The following is a 25,918-nucleotide window of genomic DNA, read 5'->3' as shown; positions in this document are numbered from 1 at the left end:
TGGGCCAAGGAGGGCCAATGAGCGTCTGGAACAGCCAACTCTTCACCGATGTCGAGCTTCTCTGTGAGCTTTGCGGCATTCGTGTGTCGCGTGCGCAGACGTCTGACGGAACACGTGTCCTCTTAAAATCATTCGATAGTTCCTTGCATCCGGAATGGAACGTCGGTCTTCTGGAAGCCGAAGCCCAGTTGCTGGAAAGTTTCCGCCTGCCCTGCCTTCCCGAGGTGATCAGCCTTTGGAATGAAGGGCATACAACCTGGGCCGCCTACCATTTTCATGACACGCTCAGCCTTGACCATTACCTGCACATTGAAACGCCCAATCTTTCCGAAAAACTTCGCATCGGGCAGCTGATTCTGGACGCGCTGAGCATGATGCATGAAGTCATGCTGATTCATCGTACCTTGTGTCCGCATCTGATTCGTATCAGCAAGGATGGGCAATCGATTTTATTCCAGGATCTTTATTTCTCAGTCCACGAGGGGCATCGTGGGGCTTTGGTCCAGGATATTCCCTTTCCCCAGGTTTCGCTGCCTTTCATGGCGCCGGAACAGTTTGGGCAGATTGAAAACCGACTGTCGCGCGCCAGTGACTATTACGCCTTGGGCCAGGTCTATTATCGTATTTTTTCCGGGGCCAATGCCTTTCAGAGTCATGATGCGCGCGAATTGCTTTATCAGCATCTGTCGGTTGTCCCCAAACCCTTATATAAGGTTGTGGATGGCCTGCCCATCCCCCTGTCGCAGATTGTGCATAAGCTCCTGGAAAAAGTTCCCGTGGATCGCTATCTCACCTTTGATGGCATTCGCGCGGATCTGATTCTGGCCGCTGATCTGGTGGAAGGCCGCGTCCCACCCGGCACCCGTTTTCCTTTGGCCGCCACGGACGTGCTCGACAAGCTGAGCATTCCGGAAAAAATCTATGGACGGGTGGATGCGCTCCAGACGTTGATTCGCGGCGTCGATGGGTTTTTGGAAGGCCGTCCGACGATGATCATGCTGCGGGGGCCGGAATATGCCGGCAAGGCGTTGCTGGTCAAAGAGCTGTGGCGTCCTTTGGCTAAAAGCCGCGGCTACCTTCTGCAAGGCTGTTTGCAAAAGCATCGCCTGGGTGTTCCCTATGAAAGCCTGGCCTTGCTGCTGGATCTGCATCTGATGCAGCTTTTGCATCGACCCAGGAATGAATTGGAATACTGGCGTAAAAAAATCACCGAATCGTGCGGTCCGAACCTTGCGGTGCTGATGGATCTTTTACCCAGCCTCGACCATCTCTGCCCTGGCATGACCGCGCTGCTGGATTTGCCGCCAAAACAGCAGGAAAGCCGCTTCGAATTAACCTTAAAGAACCTGGTGCGGGTCCTCTGCGAACCGAACCATCCTCTGCTCCTGTTTCTCGATCAGCTGCAGTTTTTGGATGGCAGTACGGCCCGTCTGCTGATGAGCCTGACCCTTCATGATCCCGTGCCGCATCTTTTGTTTATCGGAGCGTTCCGCGAAGGCGATCCCGAAGCTTCCACGACCTTCAATGAGTTTTTGCAGCTCGCCTCCCAACAACCGTCGTATCTCGAAATTCAGGTTCCAAGGCCGGAACGCCGCGACATGGTACAGATGATCCAGGATATGGCTCGTAATCAGGATGCCAGTTTCGAGGCCCTGGGGGAGCAGCTCCATCTTATGAGCCAGGGTGATACGGGTCTGGTGGCCTCCGTCATTGATAAATTGTGTGGCATGGGTGCGCTGGCCTTTGACGCGGTCCATCATCGGTGGCAGGTCAGAGATGATGTAGTACGGATCTGCCAAGCCATGTCACCCAATATGGTCAGCCTGCAGGAAGAATGGCGTTGGCATCCGGGTTATGATTATTTAAAATATGCGGCCATTTTGGGTATTAGTTTCCAGAGTCATGACCTGCAGGCTTTGGTGCCTGCATCCACCATGCGCTGTGGACTTTTTGATACGCTCCATGATGCGATTCAGAGCGGCCTTATCGTCGCCGTGCGGACCAGCGAATTCCGTCAGTTTCAAATTGATTCCAGTCGGTCGTGCAGTTTCATGTTCGTGGCTAAAGGCTGGCGCGATAGCATTCTCAATCGGCTGTCACCAGCTGAAAGCCGGACGCTCCACGAACAAATCTATCTTTATTTGCGGCTCCAGGAACATGGCACCTTCCGCATGCAAACTCTGATGAAGGCGGCTCGCTGCCTCGACCAGGCGCGTTTTCATCAGGCCTTCTTCCATGCCGAGGAAGTGGCGCGCATCAATCTGAGAGCGGCCCGGGAAGCGCGGAAAATTTGCGATTATGAACTTTGTCTTCATCTGGTCGAGCAGGCCTTGGCCTGTTTTAAAGCCGACCGCTGGGAGCAGCATTATCAGCTTTGCATTGATCTCCTGACAGAAAAGGCAGCCGCCGCTTTTATGTACGAGCTGCGTGAGGACCTGGACGCGGCTGTCCGGGATGTGGTCGAGAATGCGCGCAATCCTTTGGATGCTTTCCCCTGTCAGGAATTGATGGTCGAGGATCTTCTGCGGCGCAATATTTTCCAGGGCATCCTTTACGGCAAAAGGATCATCCATGAGTTGGGTTTACCGGTACCAGAATTTACCGGGCGCCCGCAGCTCATTCGGGAGCTGATTAAAGTCATCTCGTTAGGTGATCCCCGGCATGTCATAGAACGCATTATGACCATGGGGCCATCCCAGGATGCCCGGATGGAAGCTGCGTTTCGTCTCGGGGAACGCCTCTCCTCCGCTTCCTATTTGGTCGAGCCATTTTTAGCTCCGCTGTTCGTCTGTAAGGCCATCCAGGTGGGCCATCAGGTGGGATCCCTGCCAGCTTTACCTGTGATCTGCCAAAGCTTTGCCATGATCCTGCTGGCTTTAACCGGTCGGGTATCCTATGCGGCGGATCTTTCCATGTTGGCCCGTCAGCAGGCGAAACATGGCAGCAGTCCGAGCATGCGTTGCCGGGTTGAGCTGCTCTATCAAGGCTTCATTCGACCCTGGTTGGAGCCCATTGGCCGCAGCATGCAAACCCTCCTGGGCAATTTTCAAAAGGCGCTCGATTGCGGCGATTATGAGTTTGCCACTCACTCCTTTAATTTGTATGCGATCTATAGCTTCCAGTCCGGCCGTCCTTTGAAAATTTTCCAGGACGAAATGCAAAAGTATGCGAGGCTTCTGGACGAGCTGCACCAGGAGCATTTGATCCCCCATCGCAGTGTGTTCGTGCAGGCGGCGGCTGTTCTTTTGGGCGAGACCAAAAATCCTCTCGACTTAAAAGGTCCATGGTTCGACGAAGACGAGTACAGCAACTTTTTGCATACCGTTCAGGACTGTGCTTTCTACTATCATTCAGCCAAGCTCATGCTGGCGTTCTATGCGGAAGAATGGGAACGCGCCTGCCATCACGCGAATGAAGCGTTGCGTCTGCGCGAGGCGGTCCTGGGATCGTGGGGACTCACCACAGTGCTCTTCTACGGAGCCATGGCAAGCCTTAAGCTTTCCAGTCGCAAGCAAGGCTGGGAGCGGCGTCGCCTCGAACGCCAAGCCAAGAAAAATCTGCTGGCGCTTAAGACCTTTATGAATCAGGTGCCCTGCAATGTGCAGCATCGTGTTTTTATCCTGCAGGCCGAGTGGGCCATCATCAATGAACGAAATGATGAGGCGATGCGTCTTTTGCATGAGGCCATGCTCGCGGCCAGGGCGTCTGGCTTTGGCTTTGAAGAAGCCCTTGCGGCCGAGCAGCTCGGCTTTTTATGCCAGGCGATGAAATTGCAGGAGAGCGCTGATCATTGGCTTGGATTAGCTCTTCGGCTTTATGCTGAATGGGGTGGCGTGCGGAAGGCTCAGGCTCTGCTCAACCGCGTGACGCTGGCCTCGCCTATGGCGCCTATCGAGGATTTGGTCAGTACGGGTGGCAATGATCTCATTTCATTCCGTGCCGCGATCGCCGATATCGCGCGTGAATCTGACGATCGTTTGCTCTTTAAGAAAGTGGTGGCGTACGCGGCGCAACTTTCAGGAGCCCCGACCGGACAGCTGCTCACTCGTGATGGCGTATCGCACACCTGGAAAGTGATTGCCAGCTTTCAGGACGGTCAGGTCGACGTTAAAAGTCCGGATGCTATTCAGGATTCCTCAAGCGTCTGTTGGCCCGTGATCGGTTATATCGAACGCACCAGAAGCAAGCTGGTGATCGACGACGCGCACGTCGCACAGAGCATGCTGCCGGGACTTGAAAAAGAACTTTACATCATTAAAACCGGCGTCCGGGCTATTGTTTGCCTGCCGATCATCACGGGTGATCGCGACGCTTATGAACTGTTGGGAGCTCTGTATCTCGAACATCGTCAGACCTCGCACGCCTTCAACGGCCAAAAAATAGAAGTGTTGGAACTGCTCGCGCAAATTACGGCCGGGCGTATTGAACTTTCCTCCAAGGCCAGCTCTCTGGAAGCCTCATTTCGCGAGGTTAGGCAGGTGCAAAGTGCCCTGTTGCCAAATCACTCCATCAGTCCGCATTACGCAATCTCTCACTATTACCGTTCAGCTGAGATCAGCGGCGGTGATTGGTTCGGTTATTTTGAGGATGAAGTTCAAGGTCGACTTTACCTTTTTGTCGGTGATGTCACCGGTCATGGCGTCCCGTCCTCCTTGATTACCGGGACCGCTGCAGGATCCATATACTCAACACTCTATGCCTTCCGTTCAGCGCGTGTGGAGCTGAGCTTGGAAGAGACTCTCATGACCCTGGTGAAAGCAACGAATCAAACCGTCTTGGAGACTGGTGCAAAAGTCGATCGACTTATGACGATGGTCTTCATTGGTATCGATACCAAAACCGGGACCGGCACGATGATCAGCGCTGGTCATCAACCAGGTTTGCTCCTCGGCCGTCAGCGGGTGAGTGGTCTAAAAGCTGCAGGCAGTCCACTGGGTCATCGCAGCGATGGCAACTGGAAGCCACGAAGCTTTCAGTTGGAAAAAGGTGATGCCCTGTTTCTCTTTACCGATGGACTCCTCGAAAATGTAGGGCCGCAGGGCGAAAAAATAAATCTGCGGACCCTGGAAAAGATTTTGGAAAATTCACGATCTCCTCATGATTTGCGTCGTCAAATCCTTGAGGAAGCCTTTCATCTTTGGAAAGAACACAAGCCATCCGATGATGTCACCTTCCTTCTCGTGCGCTGGGGCGAGGCTTTGGACAAGGCTTTGGACGAGCCCTGGAGCGATTCTGCTTGAGCCTCTGTATCGGCCCATTCGACTCTGCATGATTCCTGGTCTTCCATTTTCCCCATTCTCGACGTAATATTCAGCCGACCCCTATTGGGGGGCGACAACAGTGTCGGCTTACAGTCATTTTTTTGTCTGTCAAGTCATTGCTTTGATACAAAGGCCGTCCGAGCATGGCTTTTGCAGCAAGGCTCTACCACCACTCTAGAGGCTTGTCACAAATGGGTCCTTTCACTCTCAGCGTTATTTTGTATGCGGCGGCACACGCCGGGCAAAATTGTGAAACGGTCTTTCAGGAAACCGCTGCGAAGGTTAATCCCAATGTCATGACCAATGGGGAGCGCCCCTACCTGGAAGAGCTGGCGTCTGCGGCTTGCCAGACAACCAATCCCGACATCATCTGGCAGATCGTCAACCAGGAATCCAGCTTTCGTTTTGTGATCGCCCGCGACAACAGTGAAGAGGGCGGTCGAGTTTATCGGGGTGAAGCCGCGATCAATTTTCTGAAAGATTTGCGCAGAAAATCCCCAAGGAGCAAGGAAAAGGCGGCCAGCGTTGATATTGGGGCGATGCAGTTCAACTGGGCCTGGCACCAGGACAGTTTTGGTCGGGATCCCTTGCGCATGCTTTCCCCAGCAGCACAGGTGGAGTATTTACTGGAGAAATTTGGCGAGCACATTTACCAGCGCTGCTCGAGCAAATGGGTCGGTTGCTATCACAATGCCTCGGACCGTGAGCGCGGCTCAGCTTACCAGTCCGCCGTGCTCAAGAAAGGCCGCGTTTTGCGGCTGCAGGCCCTGTATTACCTGAAAGGGACGCTCAAAACTATGAGTCCTGAGCAGAAGGCTTCGCTGCCGCGTTTGCGGAAAGAGGAGTTTTATCAGGTCCTGAATCAATCCAAGGATACGCCGCTGCCTGAGCGGGAAATTCGCCGATTTGTTATCAATCCGCCCAACCTTGCGCCAGAGGCCACGCCCCTGCTCAGGGATATTCGCGGCTAATGTCATTGACGGGCCTTCTCTCTCCTATGAAGACAGAGAGAGGGGAGGCACACGTATGAAAAATCTTATCAAACGCCATCTTGTGTTCGTTGACAGCGAGCAAACCATGACGGAGGTTGTCGCCACGATGCGCGACCAGAATTAGCAGTGTGCTGGTTCTGAATCGTGACCAGCAGGTGGTTGGTATTGTCACAGAGCGCGACATCGTGCAGAAGTTTACGCTGCTGGAAAAGCCGGAAAAGCTGGAGGCCAGCGTCAACGCTTTCATGACCCGCCCCGTGCATGTTGCTCGCCTGGCTCACCTGGAAGTTGATGTGGGTGATATGTTTTTTCAAAAGCGTCCGCGCCATTTCCCAGTGAGCGCGGGTTCAATGCATCAAAGCGATATTCTGGGCATGCTGACTGTCACTGACATGACGAACGCCTATCTGAAATCAGCTCATCGTTTGAAAAAGGATTTGAAAAAGGAACCGCTGGTGATCGTATCGCGGGACTTGCAAGCACGCAGCCGTTATCAAACTCTCTTTGAAGCGCTGCATTTTACTGTGATCACTGGTGGTGACATCGACCATTTAGTGCAGCAGGCATTGACCCATGTTTATCCGATCGTGTTTGATATTGATAAATTGGGGTTTGACGAAGCAAAAAAAGACTTGGCCCGATTGAAGGCCCATCGCGGTGTCTTCATTCTTCTGAGTTCTCAGGCAACCTTGGTGGAACCACTCAAAAAGCTGATGAACAATGAGCTGCATTGCGTGGCATTAAAACCTCTCGATATCAGCTATATTTTGCTTTTGCTGTCGCGTTTGGATCAGGATGCGGCCCGAATATGAGTGTGTCGACACACTCCCAAAAAAACCCACCGCCAGGAAGGGCGCCACCAGGTCCTAAACAGACCCGCGGAAAGAGCCTATAGCAGAAAACTCCCATAGGCCAGAGCCAGGGAGACTGATCGTAAAAAATGACCCCGACCGCCGCCAAGAAAAAAGACTCGCGCTCTCCAGGATTTTTAGCTGCTTTTCGTGGTATTTGGTGGATATTCGCAGCATCGCAACATGGTCTCAAGGCCTGGAATCGGCTATGACTCATATCGGTTATTCACGAAGATCGTAGTATGATCCTGTCCCAGACGCTTCGCGCCTTTTGTGAAGAAGTCCCAAAGAGTAAAAAAAAGCTGAGGGAACCCGGGGCCTTCTGTATTATAAGGACTTAAGGCCTGCGAAAGTCTCATGGGTGTTACAAATGAACGAAAATCCAATTTCGGTGCTGGTAGTGGATGACGAGCCGGTTTTGCGTGAACTGGTCGCGTTTATATTAATCGATAAGGGTTTTCAAGTACTCGAGGCGGAAAGCGGCGATGCCGCGTATCAGCTGATCTGCAAAAATGATTTTGATGTGGTGGTGAGTGATGTTCGCATGCCCAATGGAAATGGTGTCGAATTGTTGACACGGATCAGTCATATGACCAAGCGCAAGCCCATGGTCTTCCTGGTCAGCGGCTACTCCGAAATCAGTCTGGAAGAAGCCCGCAAACTGGGCGCGCGCGACCTTTTGAATAAACCTGTCGATTACGACAAACTCTGTCAGGCCATCATCTCCAGTGCCCGCAATCAAAACCCTGTCTAAGCCTCGATCCGTGCGAATCCAGGAGTGATGTGATGTCCCCTGCCACCCTGATGCCGGTGCTTTTTGTTTCTCATGGAGCGCCCACGAAAGCCCTGGACCGGGAACAGGGCGCTTTTTTGCGAGAGTGGGCCGCTACCTTGCCTCAGCCTCGCGGGATTCTGGTGATTTCGGCCCATTGGTGGGAACGTGAAATGCAAATGTCATGTTCCGATCCTTTACCGACTCTTCACGATTTTGCCGGATTTGGTGATGAGCTCAAGACCATTCAATATCCAGCGCATGGTTTTTCTACCGAACAAAGAGCCCTTGTGCAGGCGTGTGTCGGTCCACTGCCAGAAGTCGAGCGTGGCCTGGATCATGGGGCCTGGGTGCCGCTGATGCACATGTATCCCGAGGCGTCCGTTCCTGTTTTACCTTTGGCTCTGCGCCTGCGTGACAAGTTTCCACGATTTTTTGAACTGGGCCAACGCCTCGCCCCTTTGCGTCGGCAAGGGATTCTTATTTTAGCCAGCGGATCCGCCACGCATAATCTTGGAGCGTTCGAGGAAAAGAGTGACAATGTGCCAGCGTGGGTGACGGATTACGAGGTCTGGTTGCGGGATCGATTGCTGGCGGGCGACAAGGACGCCTTGATCGAGCCCCGTTTCATCCAGCCTTTATTTCGCAAGAATCATCCCACCAACGATCATTATGCTCCGCTTCTGGTGGCCATGGGCGCCGCCTGGGATGGACTTTCACGCCTTACGTTTCCTATCCAGGGCATGGAGCACGCGGCTCTCAGCCGACTTTGCATTCAATTCGAGTAAGGCCCATCCCGGGTCAAATCAGGGATTCGTCATTGACGCTTTGGCCGATCTGTTGAATAAATGAGGCCTGAAACGGCTCAACATGAGGTACGTCATGGTTTCTCCACTTTTTCGCAAGGCTAGCTGGGAGAAGGTTCCTGGCTTTGATTTTTCCGATATCACCTATCACCGCGCGGTGGGGCAGGGGACAGTTCGGGTTGCGTTCAATCGCCCTGAGGTGCGTAATGCCTTTCGTCCGAAAACTGTGGATGAGCTTTATATAGCTTTGGATCATGCACGATGCACGGATGATGTGGGTGTCGTGCTGATCACAGGCAATGGGCCATCCCCCAAGGATGGCGGCTGGGCCTTCTGTTCGGGAGGTGATCAGCGCATTCGCGGCAAGGAAGGGTATCAATATGAAAATAACGGGTCGGCGCCCACGCGTCTCGGCCGTCTGCATATTTTGGAAGTGCAGAGGCTCATCCGCTTTATGCCGAAGGTTGTGATGGCAGTTGTGCCGGGCTGGGCCGTTGGTGGCGGGCATAGTTTGCATGTGGTCTGTGATCTGACTCTGGCCAGTCAGGAGCATGCGATCTTCAAACAAACCGATGCCGATGTCGCAAGTTTCGACGGCGGCTTTGGTTCGGCCTATCTCGCCCGCATGGTAGGGCAGAAACGGGCGCGCGAAATTTTCTTTTTGGGTGCCAACTACAGTGCTCAGGAAGCTTTTGATATGGGCATGGTAAATAAGGTCGTGCCGCATGAAAAATTGGAAGATGTGGCGTTGGAATGGGCGGCCGAGATCAACAGCAAGTCACCCACGGCGATTCGTATGTTGAAGTTCAGCTTCAATCTGATCGACGACGGCCTCGTCGGGCAGCAGCTCTTTGCCGGTGAAGCCACCCGTCTGGCCTATGGTACCGACGAGGCCGAAGAAGGACGTCGGGCTTTCCTTGAAAAACGGAAGCAGGATTTTTCCAGCTTTCCATGGCCTTACTGATGCCAGGCCCTTTTGTGGATCAACCCGAATGGATCGATCGCCTGGCGGAGCAAGGTTTGATCGTGATGCCTGAGGCTTTGCCAACTGCCTGTACGGAAGGGCTTTTGCAGGAGTGGCAAAGTCGTTATGCGGCGGGCTATTCGGCCCCTGCCCATATCGGCAAGGGTTATCAGCAGCAGGCAGCGGCCACTATTCGCAGTGATCGGATTCACTGGCTTGAAGCCAATGATCCTCAGCCCGATATCGCCGCCTTTTTTCAAGCCATTCGGGTGTGGAGCCGTGCGGTCAATCAAAGCCTCTATCTGGCTCTTAACGCTTTCGAATGCCACTTTGCTTGTTATGAACCGGGTGCCTTTTATCAGAAGCACCGGGATCGTTTTCAAGCCGATAACGGCCGACGTCTGTCGCTGGTCCTCTTCCTGAATCGAAACTGGAAGTCCGAGGATGGTGGCGACCTGGTGATTTATAATCCACTGCATGACGACGAAATCCTCCAGGTTATTCCGCCCACCTTCGGTACCCTTGTGATTTTTGACAGTGAACGGTTTCCGCACGAGGTGAGGCCCACCCAAAGGCAACGGCTTTCGCTGACGGGCTGGTTAAAATCGATTTCAGCTCATGATGCCTTCCTCCAGGGAACCGCCCTTTTCCCCGACCCGGCTGCACTGTGACCGCAGCAGTCTGTATGGAATTTCCTAAGCAGGTGGTTAGAAGACAGCCTTTGACTTTTGTCTTCCTGACGGGTGAAAAGCCAGCAAGCCCTTGAGCTGAGCTATCTTGCGGCTCGATAGGGTTGGCAAGGACCCGGTTCCGCGGACGGTGGCAAAGGTTTTGCAAAGCCCAGGGTGGAAGATACGGTAATGAGGCAACCTGCGTAAAGGGGACGTATATGACTTTGGAAACCATCTTGATTTGGGCTGTAATTGGATTGATTGCCGGCTGGCTGGCATCCGCTGTGGTAGGTGGAGGCTATGGCGTGCTGGGAGATATAGTGATTGGCATCGTCGGTGCTTTTATCGGCGGTTTTCTTTTCCGCGAGCTCGGCGTTGGTACTCCTTTCGGCGGGATAGCGGGAACTATTTTCGTAGCCTTCATCGGCGCGATTGTTTTGTTATTGTTGCTGCGGCTTATTCACAGAGCGCAGCGAACGTAATCAGGTTTGAAATAGCGACATTGCGAGGGGAAGTCATAAGACTTCCCTTTTTTTATTCCGCATCCTGGCATCGAATTCGCATTGTTTGATCGAGGGCAGCATAAGCGCGCCCCTTTCAGGAAAGCTCAATGTGCAGGAGATGAAGCTATGTTGGAATTTTCCTTGCCAGGAGGCGGTTTGTGGGGCGTGGGTTTAACAGGATTTCTGTGCGGGCTCAAGGAACGTCGTTTGGTTCCGGATGTCGTCTGCTCTGTCTCATCGGGAAGTCATGCGGCGTACCTCACCTACAGCAACAGTGATGCAAATCGTGCACTGGCGTGTTTTCAGTCCGCACGTGATTTAGTCAGTAAACCCCTCAAGCGGTTTCTGCCGCCCTTTGACATGCAGGGCGAAACCATTCGCAAGCTTTGCGAACCCTTTATTGTCACACACGATAGTTTTATGAAGAATGGATTGCGGCACTTTTTTGTGGGTTACGTGAGCCTGAAGAGTCGACGCTTCGTCACGGAAGATATCCTTGCCGGTCCTTCCGATCAGGCCTATCGCACGATTATCAAATCGTCCACGATTCCCTTTCTGACCAATTTCGTGCCGCATTTCGATGGCTGCATTGATGGTGGTTTTGTCACCAACAACTTCACATCGCCCCTGCCTACCAGCGAAAAATGGATGATTTCCTATGACTTTGGCCGCCTTGGGCCCTTGAACCGTGACATTTTTCAACGGCGCATTGTCCTGCCGAGACCAAAAGGGTCCCCGCTGTTTATGACCGATGCTCAAATGCAGGAAACCTTTGAACGCTGTTTTGAAATTGGTGTGACCCTGCGCAGAGCGTAATCCTTCACTCTCTGTTCACTTTTTAACGTGGTGCGTCCTTGCTGTCCTGTTCCGCGGCCTCGATAAAGACGCGGCGGGCGATTTTACCACGATCGATCTTGCCCAGAATGGAACGCATATCTTCATACATGCTGCGATCGTTCACCAGAGCCCCGAGTGTGCCCTGACCCCCATCAATTTTCTTCGCCACGGAATCGAGATGGGCGGTGGCGCTTTCCATATTCTGCAGGCTGTTGCGCAGCATGCGTTTGGATTCAGGATCGTTGAGCATGGCAATGGCAGAATCTTCGGCTGCCATTCGGGTCATCAGCTCCCGCAAAGCCCGGGTTGAGGCTGCAAAGTCATTGGAGGCTGAAGTCACCATTTTCGCATCGGGCAAGCCGGCAGCGAAGTCATCAATTTTTTTGGTCGTGTTGCTGACTTGATCCATAATGTCGCTGGATTTTTCCACCATTTTATTCAGTCCCTCGGCTTCGCGCGTCGCAATGATCGCGCCTTCTTCCAAGGGTTCCTTCGAAAGGCCGGAGCCAGGATAAAGGGAAACGAATTTGTCACCTAAAAGGCCCTGGGTTTCCAAAGCCACCGAAGCGCTGCTGTTGATCAGATCATCATAGGGACTATTGATTTTCAAAGTTGCAACAATCGCCAGATCGCCGTTCGGTGAGGCGATCACGATTTTCGAAACGTGGCCGACCTCGACCCCACCAATGCGGACGGGAGCGCCTTCAATCAGGCCCCCGGTGTTGGTGAAATGAGCCTTGTATTCCCGCGATTTTTTGAACAGAGTGACATTGTCACCTGCCAACAAAAGAGCCAGAGCGGCGACCGCGGCCACACAGATGACAAAAACACCCAGCTTGATTTTGGTCCTAATGGTTGCAATTTTCATTCGACGTCTCCCTTGATGTAAGCTGCAATGCGTTCGTCCGGTTCACGATCGATCGTAGCGCGATCCTGAATCACGGCAATTTTGCCTTCGTAGAGAAAAGCAATGCGGTCCGCGACCATCAGGGCGCACGGCACATCATGCGTGACCAGGATGCCCGTCAAGCCGTTGGCTTTGCGATCGAGCATAAGGTTGGCAATTTTTTTGATATTGGCAGGGTCAAGACCTGCCGTGGGTTCATCATAAAGAATCAAAGCCGGATTCAGCATCAGCGCCCGGGCCATACCCACACGCTTTTGCATGCCACCGCTCAATTCCGCCGGATAGAGATCCCCGACCTCGGGCATGCCGATGCGGTCGAGCATGTCCTCGCGCGCTTTGCGGATGTCGTCAAGCGGCATATCCGTCAGCTCACGCAGAGGGTATTCCAGGTTTTCGGCCACGGTCAGACTATCGAACAGAGCCCCATTCTGGAAGGAGTAGCCTACTTTCTTGCGAACCTCGCGCCAGGCATTCTGGTCGATCTGCGTGATATCCTGATCTTCCAACAGAATGGAACCAGCCGCCGGGGCATCCAGACCGATAATGGCCCGGAGCAGAGTACTTTTTCCTGTTCCACTGCCGCCGAAGAGAACCAGAATTTCCCCGCGGTAGACGTCAAGGTCCAATCCGCTATGAATGGTTTTAGAGCCGAAGCGTGTCTCCAGGCCGCGAATTGAAAGCAGAGGGTGTACGGTTTCCGTTTCCATTACCATTGCATGATCCATTGCAGCTTGGTGATGAAAAAATCACCGACCAAAACAAAGATGTTAGCCGCGACAATCGCCGTGGTGGTGGCTATGCCGATACCCGATGTTCCGGTTTGGGTGCGCATGCCCATGAAGCAGGCAATAAGCCCGATGATGCCGCCAAAAATTGAGGTCTTGGCCAGACTAAATAAAAGGTCATCAAAGGGCACTGCGTTCATGGTCTTTTCAATATAAAGCGATGGCGCAATGCCCAGGCTGCCGGCCGACACCAGGAGACCACCGGTAATGCCCGCGACATCGGCTAGAAATGTGAGAAAGGGCATGCCGAGAATCAGGGCAATCACGATGGGAGCCACCAGTTTTTCCTCGGGCTTGGTTCCAAGGGCGCGGAGGGCATCAATCTGTTGCGTGATTTTCATGGAGCCCAATTCCGCGGCAACTCCGCCCCCGGATCGGGCCGCTACCATCAGGCAGGCAAACACGGGACCGAGGGCTCGTATGATGGCAAAGGCGATGATGTCGGGCACGTAGAGCTTGCCGCCGAAACGTGACATGCCTTGACCGAATTGCAGGGCCATGGCAGCACCGGTGGCGAATGATGTGATCACGACCAGAAACCACGAACTGATGACGAGGGATTGAAACCGTTCGACAATCACGCCAGGTGATTTTAGGGCTTTGGGAACGCAGACCAGGACGTCCCGCGTCATGTAAAGAAAATCAGCAACCACTTCACCCGCCTGAGCCAAGGGAGTGCCGACGTTATAGAGGAAGAGCTGCATGGCATGCGATTTTTTCATCGAGCCGCTCTTTCTTTGAAACCTTTGAGTGATGCGTCGAACGCCGTTCGGCTACTCGCATCCAATTGCGCGCCAGCCAGAATAAAATCAAACAGACAGTCCGGTGTACGGATCACGGCAATGCGAACATTCATGGGTTTGCCATCGACCTGGCCACGCGCTTCCGTGATCAAAGCGGGATGACCGTTCACCTGAGTCGACTTCTGCGGTTCGACCACCTCATGCTCCGGCAGCTGTTTCAGGATGTCGGTCGATAACTCTTCGAGAGTTTTATACCGGGCCTCACCGCAAAGAGAGCTGACGTTCAAAATCGCCTGATCGCGCGTATTGCGATAGGAGCGATCGGCTTCACCCGGATCAATCGGATCCCAGCCGGCACCCGGTTCAGGAATGTCATAGGTTTCACTGCGCGAATCCTTGGTCCCCATGATCGTTGAGAGACAACCAGTTTGCAGTAACAAGAGACCAATCAGGACCCAGAAGGAAGGCCTTTGCATCGCTTTGACTCCGGTAGACACAAGCCCGATAGCGGACTTTAACAAGATTGTTGCAAAAAGCAGACCGCGCTCGAACATCAGTAATTCAAGGTATGTCAGTTAGGCGATGAATGGGTTGGAGGACAGAGTTGTCGCTTTGCGAATCCTCCCCCTCCTGATTGTGCTTCAGGTACTGAGCTTCCATTCCTGCTGCGTAATCAGGCGTGCGCCCCGCTTGGAAAAGGTGTAACTCCACGCCCATTGCGTCATGACGGAAAGGCGATTGCGGAAGGTGACCAGATAAAAAACATGAACAAAGAGCCAGGCCATCCAGGCAATAAAACCGGTCATGCGCAGCTTGCCGGCTTGTGCGATCGCGCGATGTTTGCCGATGGTGGCCATCTGGCCTTTGTCCTTGTAGACAAAGTCCTGGAGCGGCTTGCCGGCCTGAGCCCGAAGAATATTTCGAGCCGCGTGACGACCAGCTTGCATGGCGGCCGGTGCCAGGCCTGGCAGAAATTGTCCGGGCGATAGTTCCAGGGAAGCCATATCACCGACGACATAGACACCAGGATACGAGGGGATGCTGAGATCCTTTTGCACCTTGACCCGACCGGCTTTATCGATTGGAATTTCCGGGATGAATTGCAAAGGAGCCGCTTTCACACCAGCGCCCCAGATCACCGTGCGCGCGCGTAAAAATTGATCAGCGATCTGCACACCCTCGGCATTGATATTCTGCACCATGGATGATGTTCGAACTTCAACGCCCATTTCTTCGAGATCGTGCTTGGCTCGCTCGGCTAGTTTTTCATCAAAGGCGGTCATGATTTTGGGGCTGGCTTCCACCAACACCACATGGGCCTGAGCTGGATTGATATGCTTGAAGTCCTTGACCAGAACAGTGCGCGCAATATCCGCAATGGCGCCGGCCATCTCCACGCCGGTCGGCCCGCCGCCGACCACAACGAAGGTCAGAAGCTCTTTTTGCACGGCGGGATCAAAGGTATTTTCCGCCAATTCAAAAGCTGACAGAACGCGGCGTCGAATTTCCGTCGCCTGCTCCAAAGTTTTCAAGCCTGGTGCAAAGGTTTCCCATTCCGGATGCCCAAAATAATTATGCTGGGTGCCAGTGGCTATAATCAGATCGTCGTATTCGATTTCATGATTTTCGGTGATAATAAATTTTTCAGCAAGATTGATGGCTTTGACTTTGCCGAGATGCACTTCGACATTGGCCGCATCGGAGAACTGCGCACGGATGGGAACAGCGATATCAGCAGGATTGAGACCGGCTGTGGCAACCTGATATAGCAGAGGCTGAAACAGATGATGGTTGTTCTTGTCGAGCAGGAGCACGCGAATTTTCGGCTTATTGGCAAGCTCCATGGCCGCCTTCATGCCGCCAAATCCACCTCCAATAATGATGACCCATCGTTCGCCGTCTTGTCGGGTTGGTTTCAAACGCATAGCAAAACCTCCTTGCGCAGTCGTAAAAGCCGAGCCGCTCTGCTTTTGCAAGAACACGGCCAGGCCTTGGCTCCTGGGGCCTTTTACCAGGACACCTGCAGCTCAGGCAACCCGGCCACGTCGAGCCGGGAGAAGATCCATGTATCGGTTAAGTCCTGGCTATCGGTTTTAAAGTGATCCTGGCGCAGACACCCGTCCAGGTCATAACCCAGACGTTGGGCCACCGCTCGGCTGCGCACGTTGTCCGTTTCACAGCGTATTTCCACCCGCCTGGCCTGCAGTTGCTGAAAAGCATAGCGGGTGATGGCGTTGACCGCCTCGCTCATGAGGCCCTGGCCCACGGCGTCCTTATGGAGCCAGTAGCCAATTTCAAATTTTGGCAGGCTCCAATCAACTCGATGTAACCCTGATCCACCAAGGAGTTCGTGGGTTTGACGATCGAAAATGGCCAGAATGATGTCCGTCCGGCTGAGGAATTTTGAGTGCTGCAGACGAGCGTAGTTTTCACTTTCCTCGATCGAGTGATGCGAGGTGTCCACCCAAGGTAAAAAGCGCCGCAGATGCTCTCGCGAGGCGTTGATGGCCGTGTTGAAAGCCAAGCCGTCACCGGCCTGCGGCGGTCGGATCGTGAGGCGAGGGGTCAGAAGAGGCATGGGCAGTTCAATAAGGCAGGGAAATTCGGCGGACATGAAACACTCCTTGGGCATGAGCCTGGGACAAACCGTAATCCATGGTAGGGACATTCGAAAGCCGGAATTTATTGCGGTGGCAAACTCGTTGCAAGAGGACGGAGAACTTTTGGGGAGTGTGCTTTGAATATCACAGACATCATTCAACAAATCGGCTTATCAAGTCTTTATTATATAGGCCTGACTCTCATCGTCCGCATGGCTGGTAAAAGGCTTGCCGGTCAGACCACAACGATCGATCTGATTATCCTAATTTCCTTGGGCGTCACGCTTCAAAACCTGGTCCTGATCGATGGCAAGTTGAATTCTGCCGTTTTTATTATCACTGTTTTCACCCTGCATGTATTCCTGGCTCGACTCTGTCAGCGTTTCCCAGAATTGCGGCGGTTCGTGCGCGAGCAGCCACGACCTTTGATTCGACACGGTCGCATTTTGCCTGAGGCCTTGGAAGATGAAGGTCTCACGGAAGATGAACTGCTGGCCGCTCTGCGCCGGATGGGAGTCGATTCTCCAAGTCAGGTTCGATTGGCCGTACTCGAAGAAACCGGGCATATCTCGGCCATTCGTCAGGATGGAACCAATCCCGCCTAGCGCACACTCAAACCTGCGGCAGCGGGCTCATGCTTCATCACCTTGCCATCTTTCATCACGAACGAGACCTGGGTCAGCAGAGCTATGTTTTGCAGAGGATCGCCGTCCACGGCCACGATATCGGCAAGTTTGCCCTTTTCGAGGGAACCCAGGCGATCCTCCGCCTTCAGCAGTTGAGCCGCATACCATGTCGCTGATCGAATCGCTTCCATCGGTGCATAACCGGCTTTTACCATCAACCCAAACTCTTCCGCATTGCGTCCGTGTTCCGACACGCCCGTGTCCGTTCCAAACGCGATCCTAACGCCGGCTTTGAGAGCCCGGGCGAATGTATCCATAATTTTGGGGCCAATGGCGATGGCTTTGACGCGAACGATTTCAGGGAAAAAGTCCTGGATTTTGGCCTTTTCCGTGACCCATTGGCCAGCTTCAAGGGTAGGCACGAAAAAGGTGCCACGGCTTTTCATGAGCTGCATGATCTCATCGTTCATATAAGTGCCATGCTCGATGGAATCCACTCCAGCTAGGACGGCGCGTTTCATGCCGTCGGCGCCATGGGCATGGGCTGCTACGGTCATGCCATAGTCTTTGGCTGTGCTGATGATGGCGTTTAATTCGTCCGGCGTAAACTGTGCGTTCTGCCCACTTTTGGCTGCGCTCAAGACACCGCCGGTTGCGGTAATCTTGATCAGATCCGCCCCATCCTTGTAACGTTGGCGAACGGCCTTGCGGGCTTCATCCGGACCATTGATGACGCCCATTTCCGGTGTCGGTTCCGGCAGCATCCCACGCCGCGCACCGTTGGTGGGATCGGCATGACCGCCAGTGGTGGCAATCGATTTGGTCGCGGCCCAGATGCGAGGTCCCGGCCATTGACCAGCATCGATGAAGCGACGTAAAGCAAGGGTGACATTGTCGGTATCACCCAAATCGCGCACCGTCGTGAAGCCTGCTTTCAGTGTGCGTTCCGCATGGACGGCAGCTTGTAGAGCGTAGTCAGCTGTATTTAAGGTGTAGCGTTCCAAATAGGATTTCTGGCTGAACTCGCTACTCAGGTGGACATGCATGTCCATAAATCCCGGCATGATTGTACTGTTTTTGAGGTCAATCAGTGTATCACCCGTACCTGGGGCAACGAAGCCCTTCTCAACCGCTTCAATGCGCGTGCCGTCCACAATCAGCGTCATGTTTTCCTGCATGCGCGTGGAGCGACCATCAATGAGATGTTTTGCGTGAATGAAGGTCCGCGCCCCCAAGGAACCGGTGGACAAAAGACTGAGCAGCGCCACGATGGGGTTGATTCGCATGAAATTCTCTCCTGACCGGTGAGGTGCTGCCATGTGTTTAACGGCAGAAGACCTAGGGTGCAAGAGAGAAAGCAGGAAGGGTGGTTAAATTTTGCTGAGGTTTTCACTCAGAAAAACAGGCATGGCTTCAAATTTGAATTTGGTAAATACAGCGGAAAGAAAGGCGTCCGAGTCGGGATTGGTCACGCGCTCGATATGACTCCAGTTCTCGTCATAACAGTGCTTTTTATCGGAAGTCACGCAATACCGACGGCAGAGCAAGGGTCGACTTTCATAGATCGAACAGCGACTGTTCGCATCCAGGAAGACACATTGGCGAACGGCAAAGGGCAGCTGATCCCAGGTTCCTTCGTTGAGAGCCTTGGCCTGAATCGACAGTCGATCGGCATCAATCGGTGTCTTATGAGTTTTGAGATGAGCCAGGATCAAACGCTTTTCATGCTTGGAAATATCCACGCGTGCATGACAGCATGCGGCGCAACCGGCGGCGCAGCTGATGGTTTGCGGATTATTCTGATAAACCTGATCGATTTTTTCCAGGGATCGGGTCTGGACTGCGGTTTCCTTCTGCTCGCGCAGCCACTGCCGATGCTGCAGAAACGATTGAATCAAGACCGGTTCTTGGGCTGTGCCCATCTGGGCTTCGGCTGTCGGAATCCACGCGACATCGATTTCTTTTTTGGTCTGGGACACGGTGGACCTCACTGTTCCTTGCAAAGCTTGTCGTTCGGCAGATTGCCTTTGAAGATATTGCTGGCGTCAATAGCAATCGTTTCCCCGTGACCGTCGCAGGAGATCGCGCCGCCAGGCTGTTCGGCGCGATTATTTTCAAAAACATTGCGGGATAGAAGAATGCCAGCGGAATCTATAAAGGCAATGCCAGCACCTTCGGCTTTGGTCGTGTTGTTGACGAAGGTGTTCTGTTCCAGTTTCAAATTGCGTCCATGCGTGATCTGCAGAGCGCCTCCACCGCCTTCATTGGAATTATCCCGCAGCATATTGCGGCGGAAGATGATGTTAGGGTTTTCGGCGATGATTTCGATCGCGCCGCCGCGCTCGAGGCCAAAGTTATTTTGAAAGATGGTGTCCTCGATGATCACGGTTTCCGACATGCGGATATTGAAGACACCCCCGCGGCGCCAGGTGACGTCATTGGGATTATTATCCGCTTTCCGGGCTCGTTCGAAAATCGCATGGCGAATTTCAAGCTTGCCCTTCACGACTTCCGAGTCACAGGTGGCCGCGGAGCAGACGCGGATGCCTTGCCACGTTTGTTCGGGCGTAAGGCTGGTGAACAGCACAGGCTCGGCCGCGGTGCCGACGATTTTCAGCTGGGCGCCTTCCACATAAAAGCGTGCGTTCGGATCGATATAAACCTGAACACCTTCCTTGACGACCAGGGTCTTGCCTGTCTTGAGCGTGATGTCACCCAGCACATACACGGGGTTCATCTTCTTATCCCAAATGCCAGCGATATTGCCTGAGATATCGATGCCGCCCTGGGGTCGGCGCACGACGGTGCCTTCCAGAGGAACGTCGGCGGCAGGTTCGGGGATCTGGAAGACTTCTTCCGGAACGGTAGGACCGGTGGGGCCTGTTTTGGGAATATTGGGCTGCTCGGCAACGCCATCGCCGCTGCTGGCCGGAGCGGGAGCGCTTTCTGAATTTTTGGAGTGCTTGCCGCGGAAGGAGCTGGAAATGAGTTTACAGCCAGAGCCAAGAACCAGACAGACCACCAGAACTTTGCCAGGATTGCCCATGATAATTCCTCTTTTGGTACTGTCCTTATGCTAGCAAATTTTGTGGCAGGGTGGCGAACTTTCCGCGGAAATATGGGGTCCAAAAGCAAAAGCCCGGCGGGTGCCGGGCTGTAGGATTACGACTGCAGGCCGGGTGTGACCATCGGCGGCGGTGTTTTTGGTTTTTCGAACTGAACGTCCTTGCTCGTATGGATGGGCTGACCCTGATGCAAGGCGTAAACTTTGCTGAAGCAGGCTCCGAAAAACAAAACCTGGGCTAGGTAAAAAACCCAAAGCAATATCACAACAACTGAGGCGGCGGCGCCATAGGTCGAGTCCAGGGATTGCGTGCCGAGATAGAGGCCCACGAGGCTTTTGCCTATGGTGAACATGACCCCTGTGAACACGGCTGCGGGGACGACGTCTTTCCAGCGAATGTCAACGTCCGGCAAAACTTTGAAGATAAGGCCAAACAGAAGACTGATCATGGTAAAGGAAAGCACGGCGTTGATGAAACCCAGGACAGCCTCAGAGAAGGGCAGCAGTCCCCCCATATAGTTGCCAACAAACTGCAGCATGGCCGATGCCATGAGCGAGACGACCAGAATAAAGCCCAGGCCCAGCAGGGAGGCTATGGACATCACATAACTGCGAAAGAAGACCTTGATGGTGTGACCGGGTTTGGCTTCAACACCCCAGATACTGTTCAGGGCATCCTTGAGCTGAACCACCACCCCGGTGGCACCAATCAAAAGCGTGACGATACTGGAGGCTGCGGCAATTCCGCCCGCTACAGGCTTGCTGGAGGCTTTCACCAGCATCTGCACGGAGGCGGCTCCAGCGTCCCCGATAATACCGCGTAACTGTGCGAATATTTCCCCACGGGCGGCTTCATCGCCAAAGAAGAAAGCTGCCACGGCGATAGTAATGATCAGCATCGGACCCAGAGAAAAAACCGAATAATAAGACAGGGCAGCGCCCAGGCGCGTGGCCTTGACGTCCAGCCATAGGTTAAAGGTTTCTTTGAGTAGGTCTTTCCAGGTTTTGAAATTGAGAAGTTTCATGTCGCAGCTCCTTTTGCTCCTGCGGATGGAAGAGCAAAAGGCATGCCACGTCCTGATCAGAGGGTCAGTTTGTTATCCTCACGGTTCAAATCAATCCACATATGCACGGGGTCGAGAGTCACGGACTTTGGTTTTTGAGCGAATTTAATCTGGATATTGTTCACTCCGGTTTTAATCACGTGGCGTTCGCCAGGCAGCACCTTGTCGTCTGCGCTGCGGCCGGCGAGTTCCATATCCAAACTGAAGTCGATGTCCTTCTGCACGCCCTTATCATCGACGTCGATTTTCCGGCCCAGGATTTCCAAATTGAGGGTTACCGAACCATCCGCGTTTTCTGTCATTTGGTGCTTTTGAATGCGATTATCGAAAAGCATGACCTGGTTGAACAGTTCATCGATCAACGGCGTGTGTTGCGGATCCAGAGTCGCTTTCAAACTCGCGACAAAGTCAGGGCCGGTGGTGAACGGCGGCTCCTGAAAGCGCACCTTATCAGCAAACTTGCGTATGGCGGCATTCAGAGCCTCTTCGCCCACCACTTCCTTGAGGGCATACATGGCTTGAATGCCTTTGTTGTAATAGATGTAGGGCTGATTTTCATTTAAAGCCAAGGGCCACTCACGCTTGGGTTCGGAAGAACGGCCCGATAGGTAGGAAGGACCTTCGTAGCGCATGATCTTTTCCACGCCTTCTCGGCCAAAGGCTTTTTCAACAACCATCACGGCACTGTACTGCGCCAGGGTCTCGGTGAGGAGCGGGGATCCTTGAACGTTGCCTCCAATAACCTGATGGGCCCACCATTGATGAGCCAGTTCATGCGCAGTGATAAAGAAAGGATAATTGAAATCGTCGGGATCCTTAGGATCGACTTTGGCAATAAAACCGATCGACTCGGAAAAGGGCACAGTATTGGGGAACGCCTGAGCAAACTGTGCGTAACGTGGGAATTCCAGGATGCGAAACTGCCGATGCTGATAGGGCCCAAAGGCTTTTGAAAAATAGTCCAGACCTTGCTTGGTGGCCGCTATCATGGTGTCGAGGTTATATTCATGGCCTTTTTGATAATAAACTTCGATCGCGACATCATTCCAGCGATCCTTTTTCACTTCATAACGAGCCGATAGAAAGGCATAGAAGTTCAGGATTTTGCTATCCATCTTGTATTCAAAATACCGGCGTTTGCCTTCGGTCCATTCTTTCTGGAGGTAGCCGGGCGCAATGGCGATCTGATCGGCGTTGGTGCTAACCGTGGCCGAAAAATCGATCCAGTTGCCGCTTTTGCCAATATAAGTGAAATTCAGGGCTTCCTTGTCACTGATAGGGTTGGCGCGAAGCTTCGGCTGCAAGCCATATTTCTCCCGCTCTTTATCGAGGCTGATTTCGCGATCCGGGTCATAGCCAATCGCTGGGAAAAAGTCGCCATTGTTGAAAAAGGTGCCGTTGGCCACGATCCGCGTTTCGTTGTTTCGTTCCGAGAAACCCTTGGGCACGTAGTTCATCTGGAAGGTCATCGCCACCTTGTCTTGAGGCGCCACGGCTTCCGGGAACGTGTAAATGTAAAGACGCAGTTCCTTATCCGATTTGATGAGTTCAGCCTTGCGATCGAAACTCAATGAAAACTGATCTGCATCCAAGGGCACATGCAGGAAAATCTGGTTGATGGGTACCGACGATTTGTTTTGCAAGGTGAATAACGCTTCGCTCTTGAGGCGAGGCTCATCCGGATAAATATCCGCTCTCACGTTGGACGCGATATATTGCAGCTGATCGCGCTTTTCCCATTCAGCCTTATAAGTTTTTTCATAATCCACGCGGAGCTGAAGCCGTTCCTTGCTGCTATGATAGTGCGTGAGGATATGGGTGTTGTAGTAGATGTAACCACCTTGCGCGGCGAAGGCCATCAGGATAACCAACGACGCCAAAGCCAGAGGTCGGCTCAGCCGATGCATGGCCAGCTTTTTGCGCAGGGCTAATGCCGAATCCGTTCCATAAGGCCAAAGCAGGTAGGCGCCGATCAGCAGTATCAAGCCGCCGAGCCCCCAATACAGTTGATACACACGCACGCGTTCCAGGAAGGGTCCAAATCCGTTCATATCCGAGTAGTCCACCGACATCGAGATAAGACCGGGCAAATAAATAGCCTGGCTGAAGTCGAGGAGAGGCAGGACCCCCTGCGAGATGAGAAACGCGACGCAGAGCGTATGACCCAGATACTTGTTATCGACCACGACATGGATAAAGAAGAAGAAGCAACTTAGGACCAGATAGCGCGGGTAGGCGATCGTCACAACAGCCTGAAAGACCTGATCCAGTTCCAGCTTCGTATAGCCCTGGGCCAACTGCGTGGCTATACCCAAAAAGCATGAAAGGCCCAGAAGTACTAGAATAATGAGCTGCAGAGCCAGGAACTTACTGACCAGTGGCAGCCAGCCGGGTTGCGGCAGAGCATCCAGAATCTGATTCATGCGATGCTGGCGTTCGCGCCACAGGAGTTCTCCCGTATAAAAAATCAGGATAGCGGTCAGGAACATGGTGAAGGTAAAGACCGAGTTTTCCAGAACATTATAGGTGACTGGATAGGTGGATGTTCCATAGGCTTTGCCAGCATTCTGAGCGGACATCAGCACAAAGATGGCGCCAGCCAAGGCAATACTTATAAAGAAAATATTTTTAAACGAAGCTTGACTTTCAAACAGGAGCTGACGGGCCAGAAGGCGCAGGCGAGCGGATCCACTGAATTCCAGGGGCGCGGCCGCGGAACGCAAGAGACCAGGAGCGATCTCGGGTGATATTTCCGCTTTCATTTTTGTGCTGCGGCGCAGAGTTTTTTGCGTAAAAAAAAGACCCAGACACAGCATGACAAGACCGAAGCCAAGCCAGACCAAACGATTGTAGAGGTAAACGCCGGTCAAGGTCACAGGCCGGGTATCCTGTTCCAGCGGCGACCAGTATTCCGTCAAGATACTGCTGGCAATAGCCCCAAAGGGATCGACCAGGCCACGCAGCATTTTGTTATCAATTCGGTCGGTAAAGCTCGTGGAGAAGAGGTAACCGAGATAAAGAATAATACTGATGACATAGACAGCGCCCATGCGTTTGGTCAACGCCGCGACGGCAAAGAAGATACTGCCGAAGATGACAATGTTGGGAATCAGTGCGGTCAGATAGGGTAAGACATAATCAGTCAGGTGCGTAGGGCCGATCAGCGATTGCTGCAGGTTCGGCATAAAAGTGGCGAACAAGTAACCCAACCCAATTCCGGAAAAGATAAAGAGACTGACCAGGGTCGCGCCCATGAATCGCCCCAGATAAAAACCAATGCGATGGGTAGGCGTGGCCAGAACGATTTGATCGATTTTGGCTTCGTAGTCCTTGCAGACGGCCTGCCCAAAAATGGGACTGATGAAAAGCAGTCCGAAGAGGCTGATCAGCAGGAAGGCGTTATGCAAAACATAGGGACCATTCAGCAGCGTTTTGGCTGAATTGCCGAGTGAAAAGCTAATGCCTTTAAATCCGCCGCCGGTAAAAAACACCAGCATAGCCGCAATGGTGAACATCACCAGGAAATAGACATAGGTGGATATCAGTTTTTTACGAAGGGTCAATTCGATTTTAAGATTGGTTATGAAGCTTCGGATCATAGGGTTAACCCCTTGATCGTCACGAAGTAAAAATCCTCCAGCGTGGGTTCAATAGGGGAGGCGCCGGCCGCCGACCAGTCGTGGCCGTAGAGGCGCATGACCTGATCACCCATGGACAGGTGCATCGAGACCGCGTGGGATGGCAACTCGTCCTGCTTCTGATCACGAGGCACACGCTTTTCCCAGATTTTACCACGTAGTGCGGCCAGGGCTTCCTTGGGCGTCATCTGCGCCAGCACAAGGCCTTTATTAATTATAGCGAAGTTCTGACAAAGATCGCTCACATCACTCACGATGTGGGTGGACAGAATCACGGTCACGTCACTGCTGATTTCCGCCAGAAGGTTATGGAAACGCACGCGTTCCTCGGGATCCAGGCCCGCGGTGGGTTCATCGACGATGATCAGTCGGGGATCACCAATCAAAGCCTGGGCAATGCCAAAGCGCTGTTTCATCCCACCGGAATACGTGGCCACAGCTTTTTTCCGAACCGCATAAAGGTTGGTGACGGTCAGCAGCCGCTCCACCAGGTCCTTGCGTTGCTTGCGGTCGGCTATGCCTTTCAACTGAGCTATATAATCCAAAAGATCCAGGGCCGAGGTTTTAGGATAAACATCGAATTCCTGCGGCAAATAGCCGAGCTGACGCCTGAGCCCGGTTTTGTCCTGCAAAACATCCAGACCATGAAACGAAATCGAACCTGTATCCGGATCCTGCAGCGTGGCAATCGTTCGCATGAGCGAGGATTTGCCGGCCCCATTGGGCCCCAGCAGGCCAAACATGCCCGTGGGTATGTTCAGATGAATTCCCTGCAGGGCATGCACGCCGTTCGGATAAGTCTTGGATAGATTCTGAATCGTGAGGCTCATGGTG

At 53.2% G+C, this 25,918-nt stretch carries 22 protein-coding genes; 10 read left to right on the top strand and 12 right to left on the bottom strand.

Annotation, left to right across the window (positions count from 1 at the left end; genetic code table 11):
• Positions 1 to 17: 17 nt before the first annotated feature.
• The 9 genes from VE954_RS11780 to VE954_RS11740 all read left to right on the top strand — a co-directional run bounded on the left by VE954_RS11780 (position 18) and on the right by VE954_RS11740 (position 11,636).
• On the top strand, positions 18 to 5,240 hold the full coding sequence (locus VE954_RS11780; protein WP_324952892.1) for a SpoIIE family protein phosphatase: 5,223 nt from the start codon (positions 18 to 20) through the stop codon (positions 5,238 to 5,240).
• A 212-nt stretch (positions 5,241 to 5,452) separates the two neighbouring features.
• Positions 5,453 to 6,232, top strand: a complete 780-nt coding sequence (locus tag VE954_RS11775) for a hypothetical protein (protein WP_324952890.1) — start codon at positions 5,453 to 5,455, stop codon at positions 6,230 to 6,232.
• 149 nt (positions 6,233 to 6,381) lie between these two features.
• Entirely contained in the window at positions 6,382 to 7,065 is a 684-nt protein-coding gene (locus tag VE954_RS11770) for a hypothetical protein (protein WP_324952888.1), read from the top strand.
• A 409-nt stretch (positions 7,066 to 7,474) separates the two neighbouring features.
• Positions 7,475 to 7,858 (top strand): response regulator, encoded by a 384-nt coding sequence (locus tag VE954_RS11765; RefSeq protein WP_324952886.1) that lies wholly within the window; start codon positions 7,475 to 7,477, stop codon positions 7,856 to 7,858.
• A gap of 32 nt (positions 7,859 to 7,890) precedes the next feature.
• Positions 7,891 to 8,664, top strand: coding sequence for a class III extradiol ring-cleavage dioxygenase (locus VE954_RS11760; RefSeq protein WP_324952884.1), 774 nt, complete (start codon positions 7,891 to 7,893; stop codon positions 8,662 to 8,664).
• 94 nt (positions 8,665 to 8,758) lie between these two features.
• On the top strand, positions 8,759 to 9,646 hold the full coding sequence (locus VE954_RS11755; protein WP_324952883.1) for a 1,4-dihydroxy-2-naphthoyl-CoA synthase: 888 nt from the start codon (positions 8,759 to 8,761) through the stop codon (positions 9,644 to 9,646).
• Entirely contained in the window at positions 9,634 to 10,317 is a 684-nt protein-coding gene (locus VE954_RS11750; protein ID WP_324952881.1) for a 2OG-Fe(II) oxygenase, read from the top strand. Before VE954_RS11755 ends, VE954_RS11750 begins: the two co-directional genes overlap by 13 nt.
• 218 nt (positions 10,318 to 10,535) lie before the next feature.
• On the top strand, positions 10,536 to 10,799 hold the full coding sequence (locus VE954_RS11745; protein WP_324952879.1) for a GlsB/YeaQ/YmgE family stress response membrane protein: 264 nt from the start codon (positions 10,536 to 10,538) through the stop codon (positions 10,797 to 10,799).
• A 147-nt stretch (positions 10,800 to 10,946) separates the two neighbouring features.
• Positions 10,947 to 11,636, top strand: coding sequence for a patatin-like phospholipase family protein (locus VE954_RS11740; protein ID WP_324952877.1), 690 nt, complete (start codon positions 10,947 to 10,949; stop codon positions 11,634 to 11,636).
• Positions 11,637 to 11,658: 22 nt separating this feature from the next.
• Here the strand turns inward: VE954_RS11740 and VE954_RS11735 are convergent, their stop codons facing one another.
• The 6 genes from VE954_RS11735 to VE954_RS11710 all read right to left on the bottom strand — a co-directional run bounded on the left by VE954_RS11735 (position 11,659) and on the right by VE954_RS11710 (position 16,706).
• Entirely contained in the window at positions 11,659 to 12,525 is an 867-nt protein-coding gene (locus VE954_RS11735; RefSeq protein ID WP_324952875.1) for an MlaD family protein, read from the bottom strand.
• The gene (locus VE954_RS11730; RefSeq protein WP_324952873.1) at positions 12,522 to 13,277 is read right to left on the bottom strand and encodes an ABC transporter ATP-binding protein; all 756 of its coding nucleotides are present in this window, start codon (positions 13,275 to 13,277) and stop codon (positions 12,522 to 12,524) included. The genes VE954_RS11735 and VE954_RS11730 overlap by 4 nt, the downstream gene beginning before the upstream one ends.
• Positions 13,271 to 14,071 (bottom strand): ABC transporter permease, encoded by an 801-nt coding sequence (locus VE954_RS11725; protein ID WP_324952871.1) that lies wholly within the window; start codon positions 14,069 to 14,071, stop codon positions 13,271 to 13,273. The genes VE954_RS11730 and VE954_RS11725 overlap by 7 nt, the downstream gene beginning before the upstream one ends.
• Entirely contained in the window at positions 14,068 to 14,568 is a 501-nt protein-coding gene (locus VE954_RS11720) for a hypothetical protein (protein WP_324952869.1), read from the bottom strand. The genes VE954_RS11725 and VE954_RS11720 overlap by 4 nt, the downstream gene beginning before the upstream one ends.
• Before the next feature lie 165 nt (positions 14,569 to 14,733).
• Positions 14,734 to 16,017 carry an NAD(P)/FAD-dependent oxidoreductase gene (locus tag VE954_RS11715; RefSeq protein ID WP_324952868.1) on the bottom strand — a complete coding sequence of 428 codons (1,284 nt, stop codon included), beginning with the start codon at positions 16,015 to 16,017 and terminating at the stop codon, positions 14,734 to 14,736.
• An 83-nt stretch (positions 16,018 to 16,100) separates the two neighbouring features.
• Positions 16,101 to 16,706 (bottom strand): GNAT family N-acetyltransferase, encoded by a 606-nt coding sequence (locus VE954_RS11710; RefSeq protein WP_324952865.1) that lies wholly within the window; start codon positions 16,704 to 16,706, stop codon positions 16,101 to 16,103.
• Positions 16,707 to 16,829: 123 nt separating this feature from the next.
• Here VE954_RS11710 and VE954_RS11705 point away from each other — a divergent pair, with 123 nt between their 5' ends.
• A complete protein-coding gene (locus VE954_RS11705; RefSeq protein WP_324952863.1) occupies positions 16,830 to 17,297 on the top strand; it encodes a DUF421 domain-containing protein in 468 nt (155 codons plus the stop codon).
• On the opposite strand, the gene VE954_RS11700 is transcribed toward VE954_RS11705, so the two are convergent.
• The 6 genes from VE954_RS11700 to VE954_RS11675 all read right to left on the bottom strand — a co-directional run bounded on the left by VE954_RS11700 (position 17,294) and on the right by VE954_RS11675 (position 25,914).
• A complete protein-coding gene (locus VE954_RS11700) occupies positions 17,294 to 18,604 on the bottom strand; it encodes an amidohydrolase family protein (protein WP_324952862.1) in 1,311 nt (436 codons plus the stop codon). The two genes, VE954_RS11705 and VE954_RS11700, sit on opposite strands and share 4 nt — an antisense overlap.
• 84 nt (positions 18,605 to 18,688) lie before the next feature.
• Positions 18,689 to 19,297 (bottom strand): YkgJ family cysteine cluster protein, encoded by a 609-nt coding sequence (locus tag VE954_RS11695; protein ID WP_324952860.1) that lies wholly within the window; start codon positions 19,295 to 19,297, stop codon positions 18,689 to 18,691.
• Positions 19,298 to 19,305: 8 nt separating this feature from the next.
• Positions 19,306 to 20,364 (bottom strand): right-handed parallel beta-helix repeat-containing protein, encoded by a 1,059-nt coding sequence (locus VE954_RS11690; RefSeq protein WP_324952858.1) that lies wholly within the window; start codon positions 20,362 to 20,364, stop codon positions 19,306 to 19,308.
• A 116-nt stretch (positions 20,365 to 20,480) separates the two neighbouring features.
• Complete coding sequence (locus VE954_RS11685; RefSeq protein WP_324952856.1) at positions 20,481 to 21,407, bottom strand: YihY/virulence factor BrkB family protein; 927 nt, start codon at positions 21,405 to 21,407, stop codon at positions 20,481 to 20,483.
• 56 nt (positions 21,408 to 21,463) lie between these two features.
• Positions 21,464 to 25,045: a M1 family aminopeptidase gene (locus tag VE954_RS11680; protein ID WP_324952854.1), complete on the bottom strand. Its 3,582-nt coding sequence runs from the start codon at positions 25,043 to 25,045 to the stop codon at positions 21,464 to 21,466.
• Positions 25,042 to 25,914, bottom strand: a complete 873-nt coding sequence (locus VE954_RS11675) for an ABC transporter ATP-binding protein (RefSeq protein WP_324952852.1) — start codon at positions 25,912 to 25,914, stop codon at positions 25,042 to 25,044. Before VE954_RS11675 ends, VE954_RS11680 begins: the two co-directional genes overlap by 4 nt.
• Positions 25,915 to 25,918 lie beyond the last annotated feature (4 nt).

The sequence above is a fragment of the Oligoflexus sp. genome (assembly GCF_035638955.1).
In the GTDB taxonomy this organism is placed as follows: Bacteria; Bdellovibrionota_B; Oligoflexia; order Oligoflexales; family Oligoflexaceae; genus Oligoflexus.
Note: the sequence above shows the minus strand (reverse complement) of the source record. Positions and strands in the feature narration are given on the sequence as shown.